The organism is Bradyrhizobium sp. MI1.11, assembly GCF_055811255.1.
Genome location: NZ_JBVVPM010000097.1, coordinates 1 through 14,361, shown reverse-complemented (window position 1 = coordinate 14,361; position 14,361 = coordinate 1). Strand labels below are relative to the sequence as shown.

At 57.0% G+C, this 14,361-nt stretch carries 10 protein-coding genes and 2 pseudogenes; 5 read left to right on the top strand and 7 right to left on the bottom strand.

Going from position 1 to position 14,361, the window contains the following annotated elements; all coding sequences use genetic code 11:
• The first annotated feature begins 738 nt into the window (after positions 1 to 738).
• The gene (locus tag AC0L30_RS41025) at positions 739 to 1,677 is read left to right on the top strand and encodes a metallophosphoesterase (RefSeq protein WP_354202934.1); all 939 of its coding nucleotides are present in this window, start codon (positions 739 to 741) and stop codon (positions 1,675 to 1,677) included.
• A 7-nt stretch (positions 1,678 to 1,684) separates the two neighbouring features.
• Here the strand turns inward: AC0L30_RS41025 and AC0L30_RS41020 are convergent, their stop codons facing one another.
• Complete coding sequence (locus AC0L30_RS41020; RefSeq protein WP_473406636.1) at positions 1,685 to 2,173, bottom strand: cytidylyltransferase family protein; 489 nt, start codon at positions 2,171 to 2,173, stop codon at positions 1,685 to 1,687.
• Positions 2,174 to 2,484: 311 nt separating this feature from the next.
• Between AC0L30_RS41020 and AC0L30_RS41015 the strand changes: the two genes are divergently transcribed.
• Together AC0L30_RS41015 and AC0L30_RS41010 are read left to right on the top strand one after the other, a co-directional pair.
• Complete coding sequence (locus tag AC0L30_RS41015) at positions 2,485 to 3,423, top strand: metallophosphoesterase (protein ID WP_354202936.1); 939 nt, start codon at positions 2,485 to 2,487, stop codon at positions 3,421 to 3,423.
• Positions 3,424 to 3,791: 368 nt separating this feature from the next.
• Positions 3,792 to 4,025 carry a hypothetical protein gene (locus AC0L30_RS41010; RefSeq protein WP_354202937.1) on the top strand — a complete coding sequence of 78 codons (234 nt, stop codon included), beginning with the start codon at positions 3,792 to 3,794 and terminating at the stop codon, positions 4,023 to 4,025.
• Between the two features lie 163 nt (positions 4,026 to 4,188).
• Here the strand turns inward: AC0L30_RS41010 and AC0L30_RS41005 are convergent, their stop codons facing one another.
• Positions 4,189 to 5,733, bottom strand: coding sequence for an MHYT domain-containing protein (locus AC0L30_RS41005; RefSeq protein WP_354202938.1), 1,545 nt, complete (start codon positions 5,731 to 5,733; stop codon positions 4,189 to 4,191).
• A gap of 887 nt (positions 5,734 to 6,620) precedes the next feature.
• Between AC0L30_RS41005 and AC0L30_RS41000 the strand changes: the two genes are divergently transcribed.
• Positions 6,621 to 7,184, top strand: coding sequence for a hemerythrin domain-containing protein (locus tag AC0L30_RS41000; protein WP_009859269.1), 564 nt, complete (start codon positions 6,621 to 6,623; stop codon positions 7,182 to 7,184).
• A 779-nt stretch (positions 7,185 to 7,963) separates the two neighbouring features.
• On the opposite strand, the pseudogene AC0L30_RS40995 reads toward AC0L30_RS41000, so the two are convergent.
• Positions 7,964 to 8,516: pseudogene (locus AC0L30_RS40995) on the bottom strand (LabA-like NYN domain-containing protein).
• A gap of 519 nt (positions 8,517 to 9,035) precedes the next feature.
• On the bottom strand, positions 9,036 to 9,545 hold the full coding sequence (locus AC0L30_RS40990) for a hypothetical protein (RefSeq protein ID WP_354202940.1): 510 nt from the start codon (positions 9,543 to 9,545) through the stop codon (positions 9,036 to 9,038).
• A 1,368-nt stretch (positions 9,546 to 10,913) separates the two neighbouring features.
• On the opposite strand from AC0L30_RS40990, the gene AC0L30_RS40985 reads away from it, so the two are divergent.
• A complete protein-coding gene (locus AC0L30_RS40985) occupies positions 10,914 to 11,804 on the top strand; it encodes a helix-turn-helix domain-containing protein (protein ID WP_473406635.1) in 891 nt (296 codons plus the stop codon).
• A 789-nt stretch (positions 11,805 to 12,593) separates the two neighbouring features.
• On the opposite strand, the gene AC0L30_RS40980 is transcribed toward AC0L30_RS40985, so the two are convergent.
• From AC0L30_RS40980 to AC0L30_RS40970, 3 genes and pseudogenes are all read right to left on the bottom strand, one after another.
• Positions 12,594 to 12,860 (bottom strand): DUF3892 domain-containing protein, encoded by a 267-nt coding sequence (locus AC0L30_RS40980; RefSeq protein ID WP_354202964.1) that lies wholly within the window; start codon positions 12,858 to 12,860, stop codon positions 12,594 to 12,596.
• 46 nt (positions 12,861 to 12,906) lie between these two features.
• Positions 12,907 to 13,443: a hypothetical protein gene (locus AC0L30_RS40975; RefSeq protein ID WP_354202965.1), complete on the bottom strand. Its 537-nt coding sequence runs from the start codon at positions 13,441 to 13,443 to the stop codon at positions 12,907 to 12,909.
• Positions 13,444 to 13,916: 473 nt separating this feature from the next.
• A pseudogene (locus AC0L30_RS40970) lies at positions 13,917 to 14,361 on the bottom strand (integrase core domain-containing protein); the annotation flags it as partial.

Here is a 14,361-nt window from a genome sequence, read left to right as displayed (position 1 = left end):
ACAGACCAACCTATAGGGGGTCAATTTTGGACGCCGATCCCCCGGCTTAGGGGGTCAATATTGCAGGCCGAATGACAATGAAGAGCCCGATCTTGTTAGTAGTGGAGGCCATTTTTGCTTTCGGAGGTACTTTCTGAGGAATGAGAGTGGGGAAGAAATGCGTCGCTGAAGACTAAATATGAAAGGTGGTTGTAGCATAGTTGCCATGGACGAGGTGCGCTAGGCGGTTGAAAAGGGGATTCACGCATACGCGAATGCTGCTCGTCAAAAATGCCTGGCAGCAAGAAGCCCGAGCAGAACTGTGCCCGAGACGGCGGATACTGCGACTTATTAATCAGGTTTTGCGTGGCCACCGATAGCATCGATGCCGCGGAGGACGGCAACGAGGTCACTTTTGACTTCTTGCGTTTTGGCCTTTGTGGCGTTGTTTTTGTAGGCATTGCCTTCCCGAGATAGCGGGATGCGGCCTGACCCTGACGCTCCCTGTCGGGATTTGTCCCCGATCTGCAGCCACCATTGCATGCTCGCGGACGAGAAAGCTTAGGGGATCTGGTAAACCAACGCGGACCGGAGCTGATGGTTTATGAATTGGCGATGTCTGTTGCCGGGGAATGGAGAGCCCCGACTTTTGCAACTCGGTGACTATATCAACCGAGGCATGCTCAAGGTAAATGCAACGTGTGCGCCGGTAACCGCACCTCCATGGAAGGTCGAGCCGATTTCGGAGGAAGTTGTTCCATGGACGAAGTGATCTTGCGCAAACTGGAGGAGCGTCTCGGACCGCTCCATGCGAGACAGCGATTGGGTATCGAGACGGACCACGAGGCACAAATCTTCGGCCGGGGGCTCCTCTCTTTTCACATAAGGAACTGGTATCCAGTCCATTCTGTCATTCGAAATGCACTTAAGCTGACCGGTCTCTACTGGCGCGGACGCCGAAATACAGGAAGCATATTCGTCAAGCGCAATGATGTTACGTTCAAGGCGTTGCCACCGCTTTTCGACGGCTTCACCATACTCCACCTTAGCGACATGCATGTGGACATGAATGAAGCTGCCATGCAGCGCTTGATCGAACTCGTCGGCGACATGCGCTACGATCTATGTGTTCTAACCGGCGACTATCGGGGGAAGAACTTTGGACCGTTCGAGGCAACCTTGAACGGCGTCGCACGAGTGCGAGCTCATCTAAAGGAGCCCGTTTATGGGGTTCTGGGCGACCACGATACCATCCAAATGGTTCCGGGGCTGGAAGCCATGGGAATACGTATGCTGTTCAACGAGAGCGAGGCGATTGTGCGCGGCGATCAGCAAATCTATCTAGCCGGGATCGATGACGCCCACTACTTCAAGGCCGACGATATCGAAAAAGCTGCGTTGCAGATCCCGTATGGCGAGTTCTCTATTTTATTGTCACACACACCGGAGATTTATCGTCAGGCGGCTCATGCCGATTTTAATTTGTTGCTGAGCGGGCATACGCACGGTGGGCAGATCTGTCTGCCAGGATCTATTCCGATCATACTTGATGCAGACTTGCCTCGACGGATGGGGGCAGGAGCTTGGCAGTATCACGACATGGCTGGCTACACCTCTGTGGGTGCTGGATCGAGCGTCGTTCCTGTTCGTCTCAACTGTCCGCCAGAAATCACCCTGCACCGGCTTCGTTCGGGCTAACGGCGGGCTAATATGGTTCGTCGCGCAGGTTGGCTCGGAATAGAAAACGAGACAGAATTAGCGCGCCAATAAAAAAGACCCCGACGCCAAGCGCTATGTCTGCGATCGTCAATGAAAGAGCGTCGCGGCATGCCAGCATCGGAAATAGGGATTCGGGAATCTGATCGAGCCCGAGTGACTGGCTGCTCGGCGGATACTTTAGGCGGCGCTTCAGGAAGCTGGAGAACAAATCGCCCGCCATAGCCGCGCCCGCTATGATTGCACCGATCGTCGGATCCAGACCGATAAGCGGAGCGCTTGCTGTCGTGATGATGACTGAAATCAAAATACCGCGGATAGTTTTCGATGGCCCAAACAACGGCCTCCCATCAAACAATACGATGCCGGCATCCACCGGAAAGGAAAAACGTGGGCCAAAAATCTTCTTTGCAACGATCGGTGTGCCGTTCGCCAACGTCATTAAAACCAATAATTGCAGAATATGCAGAAATTGCATTTCTTCAGGTTAGCTTATAGTTGCATCCGACGGTAGTTCGATCTTCATTGACCATTGTGGGCGCCCTTCAGCGGGACGTCTTGCGCCGGTCATTCAAGGCCCCCGGTCGTGCCTCATCCATAACCTGAAGTCGCTGTCGCTGCTCGGCCGCGCCGACGTGATCGAATAGCGATGCAGTTTGCTGCAGTGCACGAGCCAAATGACCCAACGCGATATTTAGTGGATGCGTGGGAATTAACCACTGTCGGGTTGACCTTGGCCTCATGAGAATACGCTATATCTACCCGAAGGCCGTTCAAAAGGACTAGCTGGTGGACGAAGACATTCTGCGCAAGCTCGAGATCCGTCTCGGGCCGCTCCATGCCCGGCAGCGATTGGGGATTGAGAGAGATCACGAAGCTCAGGTATTTGGCCAGGGCCTCACATTTTTTCACCTTGAAAACTCATCTTGGGCCGAGTGGATCATTCGAAATGTTCTGAAGGCAACGGGGCTTTACTGGCGTGCACGACAGAATGCAGAACGCATTCTCGTCAAACGAAACGAAATGAGGTTCAAGACATTACCGCCGCTCTTTGAGGGCTTCACCATTCTCCACGTTAGCGACCTTCACGTGGATATGAATGAAGTTGCCATGAACAGACTCATCGAGCTGGTTGGCAGCATGCAGTACGATGTGTGTGTCCTAACTGGCGATTATCGGGGGCGGACTGTTGGGCCGTTCCAGCCCGCACTGGATGGTGTCGCGCGAGTGGCAACTCATCTGAAACAGCCAATCTATGCGGTGCTCGGCAACCACGATACGATTCGAATGGTCCCCGGGCTCGAAGCTATGGGCATTCGCGTGCTGCTCAATGAATGCGAAACAATCGTTCGCAAGGACCAGCGGATCTATCTGGCGGGAATCGACGATGCACATTTCTTCAGAGTGGACAACATCGAAAAGGCCGCTCTCTCGATACCCCGCGGTGAGTTCTCGATCTTGTTGTCTCACACACCGGAGGTCTATCGTCAGGCTGCGCATGCCAACTTTGATCTGATGCTGAGCGGACACACCCACGGCGGTCAGATTTGTCTCCCCGGATCCATTCCCATCAAGCTTGAGGCGGTGCTGCCAAGGCGGATGGGGGCTGGGCCTTGGCAGTACAGAGATATGACCGGCTATACTTCCGTTGGTGCGGGCTCGAGCGTCGTTCCCGTGCGCCTCAATTGCCCGCCGGAAATTACCTTGCACAATTTACGCCGCGGCTGACGCTGACCTAATGCGGTTCATCACGTACACGAGCCTGAAACAAAAGTCGGGCGGGAGTAGCTCGCCGACGAAAAATACCCCAACACCCGAGGCGCTCTCGGCAATCGAGACTTCCTTCTAAACCGGCCCTATGGCGCCAGTGACGGGGAGAATGGCAACGTGCTACCTGACATTTCGTTTCGAAGTCTTTCTTGCTTTCCCACGCTGACGCCGTTTTCGAATCGGAGTGATCTAGCAAGTCATAGGCCGATGTGAGGTTTGGATCCGTGAACAGCTCCTCCACGGCACGGGAGTGCGATGAACGTGGGCGCTGTCATTCAACTCGCAATCTGCCCACGTACGCTAAGCGCTCAGCTAAGGACCACCCATTGCAGACCTCCGGGTTGAAGACCGGTAGCATCCCGATGTTCTCGAAGGTGAAGGCGCTCGACATCGATATCCCTGCGACGCTGCGCGGCCGCGCCAACAGCACACTGGCGGAGATTGGTGAGTTTTTGGGATTTGGCGGGCAGTCCGCGACGCGCATGGCCGCGAAGGAGGTTCGGGCGGCGGTCGCTGCGCTGAACGCCGCTCTGGGGGACGGACAGAGGGCTGCGGCTTAGAGCGCGTACTATAAATGCGCGTCCGGTTTGCCCCTGCCACTGGGTCAAGGCCGACAAGGATGCACGTCGGCCCTGGGCCCAGAAGCAGACCTCGGCGGCGGCCGACGTCCAACTGCTTTGAGCCGACGCACAGAACCAGACTTCTCGGAGTGCCCGACCTTCATCATCTATTGCCGGTGGCGGGGGAGAATTTCTGAATAGTATTGAAGATCACGCCGTCGGTCGCGGATGCCGTGGCTTGAATCGGCAAAGTGAATTGCACGGTGATGCCTGGTCCGGCGTTTGGGGTGGCCCATATGCGTCCCCCGTGAGCTTCGACAATCGAACGGCAGATCGATAGCCCCATGCCCATGCCGCCGGGCTTGGTGGTGTAGAATGAGTCGAACAGGTGTTCAAAACTCTCCGGTTTCAGTCCCGGGCCAGAATCCTGCACGGCGACGAGCACTCCGCCCGATGCATCTTTCCCAGTGCCGATCAGCAACCCGCGCGACCCTTCGCTGACACCGCTCATCGCTTGGACGGCGTTGATGATCAAGTTAAGAAGCACTTGCTGCAGTTGGACTCGATCTCCTTGGATGGGCGGCAAGCCCTCCGCGAGTTGCGTCTGCACCGAGACATTGTTTTTCATCGCTTCGCCACGGGTCAGGGCAATGACCTCAACGACCGCGTCGTTGACCTCCAAGGCATCTTTGCGCGGAGGCTCCTTCTTGATGAGGGCACGGATGCGGCCGATGATGTCGGCCGCACGCTTTTCGTTTTCGACGGTACGACCAAGCGCCTCCCGGGCCTTGTCCAGATTTGGCGGCTGGCCATCCAGCCAGCGCAAGGCCGCCCCGGCATTGTTCATTCCCGCCCCGAGCGGCTGCATGACTTCATGTGTAATCGAGGCCGCCAGCTCTCCCATGGCGGTGACCCGTTGGACGTGGGCAAGATCCGCCTGCGTCTGACGCAGGGCCTCCGCGGCGCGCTTGCGCTTGGCCACGGAGGCGAACAGGGCCGCCAGATCGACGAGCACGAAGCCGGCGATCCCCACCGCCAAGGGGGTCCGATCGAGGGTCGCATCCACGTGGGTGTCCCCGATCGTGGCGGGAGCGCTACAAATGGCCGCCCGCATCCCGGTGTAGTGCATGCCGGATATGGCGACGCCCATGATGATGGCGGCGGCGAGCTTCTGCCCAGCGCCCCCGGTTCCGAACGCCAGCCACAGCGCCGCCGTCGCCGCGCCGATCGCGACGATGACGGAAAGCGCGAACCACAGGGGGTCGTAGCTCAATTGGACGGGCCCACGCATGGCGGCCATGCCCGTGTAGTGCATGGCGAGGATGCCGAGCCCCATGAAGACGCCGCTGAGCACGACGCGGGGGCGCCATGCGCCCGGGCTACTGATGACGTAGAAGCTGCCGCTCGTGCCCAGGATCGCCAGCACGAGCGAAAAGACAGTCAAGCCGACATCGTAAGACACCGGCATCGGCAGCTCGAAGGCGAGCATGGCGACGAAGTGCATCGACCATATGCCGCCTCCCATGGTGAGTGCGGCCGCCGCCAGCCAGATCGGGTGCGTGGGTACGCGCTGCGTGGGTATGTGGTGCGTGGGTCCTTGGGGCAGCGCCACGCGTTCGCCGAGATCCAGGGCGGTGTAAGACGCGAAGCCAGCGACCAGGATAGACAGGGCAACGAGAGAGGGATCGTATGTTGCGGTAACAATCATCGGGATCTTCCCCATTTTGGAGCAGAGACGAGGGAGGCACCACCCGATGCATCACAACCGGCATTCCCCGGATGCCCGCTCCTACGATTGCGCGACGCAAGGGCAGTTGGCGGCATGATGCAGCGAGGTCTCGGTTCTCTCAAGGGCAACGATAGTTCGGCAGCGAAGCTGTCTCAAGCGAGGCGCGCTGTCTGCCCGGTCGGCGGCGGCACTGGTTCGATGGGCCACCACCAGCCGCCAGAACCCTCTGTCGGATATCCGAGTCGGGTCACAAGCCTTCGATGACCGTAAGAGCGGCAACTTCCGACTTAGCCTCGGAAGCTGACGTCGTACACGCCTAGGCATGTACGCTCGCACGTCCCCCGATCTTTTACGTTAGTACAGGCTCAACGATGCGGCCGATCTGACGCGCAAGAGAGGCCGGTTCGATCCCGGCGAGCTTTTTCCGGCGTAGTGCCGTGAAGCCGCTGCATGCGGCCTATTCTTCCCTGTTCAAATAGAGAAAATCGACAAAGGAGGTTGCTCATGTGGCAACGCTAAACGAGTGCTTGGCCTCGGCCGAGTTGCATCTTGGCTTTCACAAACCGCCCGCGCGATCCAACGCGGCATCGCCGCAAGGCGTGAAGCGATGCGTGTGAGGGCATGCTGTAGGCCGGTACGGGGAGGGGCGTGGCAGTTTTGGGACGCAATCCGCCATCGCAGACCGCGGCTTTCCCGTTTCACACGCATCTGCAATTCAGAATATGGGTCTAAATTGCGGCTAGGCAATCGCGAGCATGGTCCGCACGAGTTGCGCGATCTTAAAATCGCATTGTCTCGGATTGATCTGTCGCAAATGCTGACACTCGACCATAGACTATATTGAGATCCGTTTATGGAGCTCTGCCATGATCATAGAGCGCTTATCCCAAGAGCATCTCAACATTGAGAAGCTGCTGGCCATCCTCGAGCGGGAGCTCGAGGTATTCGACCGCGGCGACCGTGCTGACTACGAGGTCATTCACGCGGTTATCAGTTACTTCGAAGTCTATCCAGAAGTTTATCATCATCCCCAGGAAGACTTGGTATTTGCCAAGCTGAGGGCACGAGATCCAGCCGCTGCTGCGAAGGTCGGCGATCTAGCTCGCGAACACCAGAAAGGGGCCCAACTTTTACGCCGCGTCGCTCAGGCGGTCGACAGCGTTCTCGCGAAACGTGGCATTCTGCGCGAAGATGTGGATCTTATCATTCGGGATTTTATCGCGCACGAGCGCCGTCACATGAGGATGGAAGATCGCGATTTTTTTCCAGTGGCAGTTAAGGTTCTCGAGCCTCACGATTGGACTGAGATCGCTTCAGCCGCGACGAGTCACAACGACCCGCTATTCAGCGACGTTGCCGAGGAGCGGTTTGACACGCTGCGCGCACATATTTTGCGGCTTGAGCAAGAGGCTGACGCGGAGCGTAAGTAATCGCTACGGCGTCGCGCAATGCATTGTGCCGCGCGACGCTGGGGACTGTAAGTGGCTCAACCCGACGAAGGAATAACATGAATTAAGAACCACCGATAACACATGACAATCGAGTAATCGCTACCACTCCGTGCGCTTAGCGAGCGAGAGCTGTAGCCGCCAGATGCTCCCAGTACTCTGCCTCTGCGAACAGCTTCCAGCTTCTCTCAGCATCACGCGCGGCAGCCTGTCGGCATAGCAACGCCATCGCGCGAAAGCGGCGCATAGCTTCCATCGCAAACTGCCTGCTTCTGTTTTCCCCAATTTATTGTTTATTATCGCGACAGAGTCATCATCATTATGAGATAGAATTAATTTTGGCGATCGGCCGCCGACTGGCGCTCCGATAAGTCCGTCTGAGCGGGAACTATTTTCGCTTTGGGCTTCACATCGCTTTCGAATGCTACTTGGGTCTGCAGACGGATCGCTCCGCTTCGGATCGAGCAGGTCCGGGGCATCAAGGCCGATGCCTGCGGGGTTAGGCTTAGCTTAGGAGCGTGACCGGTCAGCAACACGCCCGTGCAAAGTCGCGCGAGCCGGCGTCCAACGTTACAATCCGAACCGACTGACAGCGGAGACTCTTCTCCAATCACTCCATTGCGAGCACGCAAAGCTTACTTGCGATCAGCCCGGCGCAAATGCCGGGCTTATTCGCTAAGGATCCTCATTCTCGCTCGGGATCAATTCTCGAGAACGCTACCATTTCCCTTCGGCCCCGCGACCGTCTCACGTTCTCGGAGCTACTGCGCGCGATAGCGCGGCTCGCGCTCGCGAGGGGGCGGGCGTTCGGAGGGATCGCGGCCGATCTTGGCTTGGAGCTCGATGAGATCGGTGAACACGTCGGCCTGGCGGCGCAGCTCGTCGGCGATCATCGGCGGCTGGCTCGCGATCGTGGAGATGACGGTGACTTGAACGCCGCGGCGCTGTACCGCCTCCACGAGCGACCGGAAGTCGCCGTCACCGGAGAACAGCACCATTTGGTCGATGTGCTCGGCGAGCTCCATGGCATTGACCGCGAGCCCAATATCCATGTTGCCCTTGACCTTGCGCCGGCCGCCGGTGTCAACGTACTCCTTGGTCGGCTTGGTGACGACGGTGAAGCCGTTATAGTCAAGCCAGTCGATCAGCGGACGGATCGAGGAGAACTCTTGGTCCTGGATAGTGAGTGTAGTAGAACGCGCGCAGAAGCGTACCGCGGCTCTGAAATTCGCTCCGCAGGCATTTGTAATCTATATCGAAGCCGAGCGTCTTGGTGGTCGCATAGAGATTGGCTCCGTCGATGAAGAGCGCAATCCTGTTTGGGAGAGGAAGGTGACGTTCAGTTCACGCTTTCCGTGAAACACCGCAGATTGAACTGGAAAGATTGGCGGACGGCGACACGGATATGTCGGTCGCATTCTAGATAGGTCGCTAGAGAAGATCTTAGAGTACAGATGGATGCTTTAAGCTTCAACTATTTTCAAATGGTACCACGGCTCGAAACTCCGACATGAGCCGGCAGTTGGTCTGTCGGATCTGTAACGTCTCCTGTCCAAAAGGACATCGCCGAGTACAAGAAGGCATTAAACAAAGGATGCTGCCGTTGGATATGCTTCCAGCCAGATAAATACGTTGCAAAAGCGTCTGGAAGCCGCAAACTCGCTGCAGGCCGGTAATTAATCCGACGCCGGAATTGCGCTTTCAGATCACGGCAACACAACTTGGATGGCGGGCCCATCCGGCGATAGGACCGAATCCGGACGCAAGAGTTGCGTTGAATGCTCAGCTCAACGCCGAAGTTAAGCCTTTCGGCTGGTTGTTTTTGACTGTGCGCTATTGAGGGCGTTCACTCCATGGCATGGATGGAGACGACGTGATCACTTGGCTGCTAGTCATCATCATCGCGGTCAGGGTCGCAATCCTGATCGCCCACGCGATTGACGCCATACGGTCCTGAGCGCAACGGAGTGGCGCAGGATGGTGCGGCGTTCCCAAGCCAGCAGATGAACCGCGGCTTGAGATCGGAGAGCCTGCGTGTGGCAGCAGAGGCCGCAGCAGCGCCGCCGGCTGGGGTGGTAGATAGCGCGACCGGGGCTCAGGGGCCGGGTGAGCCCTCTGTGTCCAGCCCAAGCCGGGCAGGGCAAGGACGCCTTGCCGCCCGGATTCCGCTCGACGTTCAAGGACTGGTGCACGGACCATGTGAACGACATCGGTTTCCGTCTTCAACTTGAATATCTCGACGATGAGTTGATGCGCGGTGCCGGCTCCGGCGGTGCCGTAGTTCAAGCTGCGAGGCTTCTGTTTTGCTAGATCAATGACTCGATCGAAGGTCCTAGCTGGCACCTTGGAGTTGACACGACCACATTGGCAGCACGGCGATGACGGTTATAGGCGAGACGTCGCGTCCGAAGTCATAAGGCGGCCCGGTATAAGAAACTCTGAGCGATGCCGTGATGTGTCTCGCCCATCAACAAGGTGTAGCCGTCGGGAGTGATTTTGCGACCATGTCAGCGCCGAGCGTTGCACCAGCCCCGCCGCGGTTCTGTGTGATAACTGGCTACCCCCACTCAGCGGTCAGTCCCTGTCTGACTATTCAGGCCAGGACGTCTGTCGTCCTTCCGGCGGCGAACGGAACGATGATCTTGATCGTGCGATCGGTATAGCTCGCGCTCTCATCCTGAGCGGCGGCGACCGCCGCGGCTACGACTACCCAAGGGCTGCTGTGAGCATTGTCTTTAGGATGCGCATCGTTTCCTTCCTTCTTGTCTGCCTAGCCCAAGCGTCGGGCTGTACCAATGTACCAAGACCCACAATTCTGAGTGTACCAGCGCGCGATGATGATCGGCAGTCTCGGCGCCAAACGGAAATCTGAGCCGGCCTATCACATTCAAAAATCTTCCCGAAACGGGAGGCTTTTCGATTCATGGCGTTGCACTATCGCAGTCCGGTCGACGGCAATGGTCCTCTGAATCTGGCGGCTGGGAGGGAAACCCGCATCAAGCTTCTTGCGTCGTCGCTCAGAGCGGCCACAAACGACGCGTCCCGACACTATCGAGCGCTGGCCGGCATCCAATTGAGGCTTTGCTGAAAGGTCGAGGCGGCAATGAGCCGCTTCTGCACTCCTACTAGCAGATGGCGATCCAGTACGTCGACGGCATTATCGTTCAGAAAATATGATCGTGCTGCCCGGATTGCCTCCCGTGACTTCCGTCGTGCGGCCGTAACTTGTTCGGGACGATTTGCATCAAGCTCGGCTCCCAAAGCCGATTCAAGCGCGCGGATTGTACGGGTCGAACCCATGCAATTCTTTCTTCGTGTTCGAGACGGGGCGAAGCTATGTTTGAGACCAAATGAGAGATGTGCGAACAAACTGGCACGCAGCTAAACGCTCCCCTGCCGCAAACGCAAATCAGCCTTGCTCTGACGCTTTGCGCAATATTTGTAACTAAGGGCAAGTTGTCGGAGTCGCGCGTCGCAGTTGAAGCATGTGCGAAGCAATTCGTAGCATTTCCAGCAATTTTGGGTGTTCCCGAATTACCAGTCGATATGCCAAATACTCCACCGCGTTTGAACGTCTGAAATAGCTTGCGACTGAAGTTGAGGTCGCGATCTTCCCCAAGAGCGTATGTTCTTTTGGACGATTGACGATTCCTCGCAAATTGAAAACGGCCAAACACTCCAATTGGACCGCTAACGCTTTGGAGCAAAAGTTTGAAGCCGTTCGGCGAAATTGAATGGGAGAAGCGGCGCCCTGACGCGCGTGATCCTTACATCGTTAAACGCGTCACTTGGTCCTGGTTGACTGCCGAGCTTGTCCAGATCCGGCCAACAGAGCTGGAGTACAGAGTAAAGGCCGACGCTGCTTATCTGGCGTTGCACGACTTTCTCCGAGCCGATGGTGAGACGATCATTGACGGAAGAATCCGTTCGACCCTACTTGATATTCAAGACACATTAACGTTCGTGCCGGCCGGATCTTTCGTAGAGGGCTGGAATCGGTTCAAAAGCCGGACGTCATCCGTTGTTGCGGTTCATCTCTCCCATCTCGCATTAGCCTCGAAGGCAACTGACGTTTCAGAGATTCCTCCATCTCTGTACTTTGAAAACGAGAGTCTCAGGGCAACGCTCCTCAAGCTCCGAAGCGTTTTGGATGGCTCAAGTATCAATGACCCAGCCTATGCCGAAACGCTGGGCCTATTGCTCCTGTGGGAACTACAGCATGCCGCTAATCCGCTGCGCTCTCAGAAGGAATCTGTCAAGGGGGGCTTAACTGCACGTCAGCTGAGGCGCATTACACAATTTATCGATTCTCAAATCTCAAGTGACATAACGATTTCGGATTTGGCGGCTTTAGTGGGGCTAAGCCAGTTTCACTTTATTCGTGCCTTTAAAGAATCCGCAGGGTTGTCCCCGTACCAGCACGTGCTGTCAAAGCGAGTTGGGCGAGCGAGAGAACTGTTGTCTGATCGCAATCTGTCGCTTTCCGATGTCGCGACCGCCGTCGGCTTTAGCGATGCATCTCAGCTGAACCGTGCATTTCAGAAATCCGTTGGCATTACACCAACTGCTTTTCGGCGCGAGAACGTCTGGGATTCTTTTTAACAGGGGGTGTGTCCCCACCGCCGTCTACCCTTGTATTCGGCCGTAAGCGGTCATGGAATGTCCCTGGCTTTCCTAGTACCACCAATTAAGTGCGGCTTGTTCAGCAAATACTCCCGATTCCCGGTCGCAGCTTCCGCGTACTGGTCGATCGAGACGATGATGCTTCGACGTGAGTGCGGCACCACCTGGACTTCGTCCAAAACTTTCAGGAACGGTGACAGCTTAGGTTCGTCGCTGAAGTATCGCGGCATCACCGTTTGCGGACCCCGACCCTGCTCTTGTTTTGGTGCGGCTCGGCCTTCTTCAACTCGTCCCGCTGCTCACAGAGGGTGTCGATCTTGGCCAGCATTCGGGACAGCAAGGCTTCGGCCGAGGCCGACCCGATACCGGCTCTCTGAAGGCGACCACCATGCCCACAGGAGCGAGGCCAATACAGCTGTCCGACCAGCAAGGATCGCGAATCTACCCAACCGAATCTGCACAATCCGCGCCATTGCCATCTTGGAGCGCGCTCCTATTGATGGGTGCCGTAGCGATTGCCGGTTTTGGAGTTCACGTAGGTGCCGCCACGATGAGATGAGCCGGAGATGCTCCCAACGAAGCTCCCCCCATGACTGCTTGTATGATGTCCGCCGCCGTAACTGACGCGGCCTCCGTGTGATCCGCCGCGTGCACTCGCATCTTGGGTCAGAGCTAGAACCACCAGTAATCCCATAGTGGCTACGATCGCGTTCTTCATTGTTGCTCCCGCAAGTTTTTGAAGTTCTGGTTCCGCAAAAAGTTTGAGTGCTACGGGCACTCGCGGAGCGCCAGCAGGTTGTCGTTATAGTAGCCATCGGCATGCGTTCGAACGTATTTGCCATTGGGACCATCGACGACGCCGATGTCAGCCCGCTTGCCATCGACCATCGTGAAAAAGGTGTTTGAGCCTGACTCGATGGATTGAATCACCTGCAATCTAGGCCATTTCCAGTTAGACCCGCCAAGGTGAGTGATGCCCTCATGGGGATTATCTCTAGGCTGCTTGTTGATACACGTGACCTGAGCATCGGCCATGTTAGTTGATCCTCCATTCTAGGAAAGGATGTTTCCAGCGATGCGGTCAAACCCCTGGCGGCCCTTGCGCCACGTCGACGACATGTCGTTCCGTACCTACTGTGATGACTATGGTGTAGCTCTTCTGTGCGCCGGCCTGATCGGTTGGCGGCGCCACATGAAGTTGACCTCCGTACCATTCACCTGGCATTAGCGTGTTGTCTTTGATGACCGACTGCTCGAGTACGGCCATGTTGCGCTGCCCAGTTTCCACCGTTGCAGCAATCATGGTCTCGTTCTGCACTGCTGCGTTGTTTTGCGCGATTACTGCAGCGGTCGGGCTGTAGAAGGTGCCGGTGCGCCCGCTCGGAGTGGTGTAGCTCCCATGTCCCGCGTGCGATGCGCTGTAGGCATTGGCGCCTGCTGCCAAGCCTGTGAGGAGGGCGGCTGCGACCTGCCGATTTCGCTCCTCTTGAACTAACATGTCGTAGGTTACGATTTTCATTTCGAAGTCAGAGCCAGCGGCGTGCTGGACAGCCTCGACTTGCGCAACGCGGAAGTCGACCGGCTGCTTGCTTAGATTGTTGATGCCGACGATGAACACAGGTCTCCCGTTCGCCTGGAGCTGGCGCGAAGCCGGTCGAACGAGAACGAGTGAGTTCTTTTGTCGAGACACCAGGGCAGGCTGCCCATCTCGCATAAGCGCCTGCTGCTGCGGATTTGACGCTCGAAAAGAAACGGTCTCGCCAGTAGATACGCAGCCGCCCAGCATGACGCAAAGCGCCACGACGCCAAATCTACGCATTTGAAAAGCCCCCCGGCCCAAAAACAACAGGGCGCACTGAACCTCAACCACGGCGCGAGATCAATAGGTTGCGCGCGTGAAAAGCTGCCACAAACGAGCAACCGGATTGGGCCATTCGATTACCCAGCAATTTCTTGGATAAACAGCAATTTATGTGAACGGACGCGCCGAAGCGCTGGCTGCCGGTCTGCCACCGGCAACGGCCTTGGAAAGCCGCAGCGAAAGCATCACCACATGACCACCGTTTCCACCGATTTCAGACCCACACGCTCTTACGTCGCCGCGGAAATTTCTAACTTACGCGACGGCTTTGAGGTCCTGTGAACCGCCCCGGGTTTGCCGGAGGCTATTTGGTTTAAGTTATGCCGCCATGGCCGGTTGTTCCAGCGTTGCTCGGCTTCGGCTGGCGGGATGTTGCCGATGGGCTCCAGGAGCCGTCGGTTGTTGAACCAGTCCACCATTCCAGGGTCGCGAACTCGACGGCCTCGAAGCTGAGCCATGGCCCGCGCCGATGGATCACCTCGGCCTTGTAGAGGCCGTTGATGGTTTCGGTGAGAGCGTTGTCATAGGAATCTCCGACACTACCAACGGGAGGCTCGACGCCAGCTTCAGCCAAGCGCTCGGTGTACTTGATAGAGATGTATTGGGCGGATTCAAACGGTCGTCGCAACACCAGGAGTTTGGAGGTTGCGATGAACGTTGTAAGGCGCAGATCGG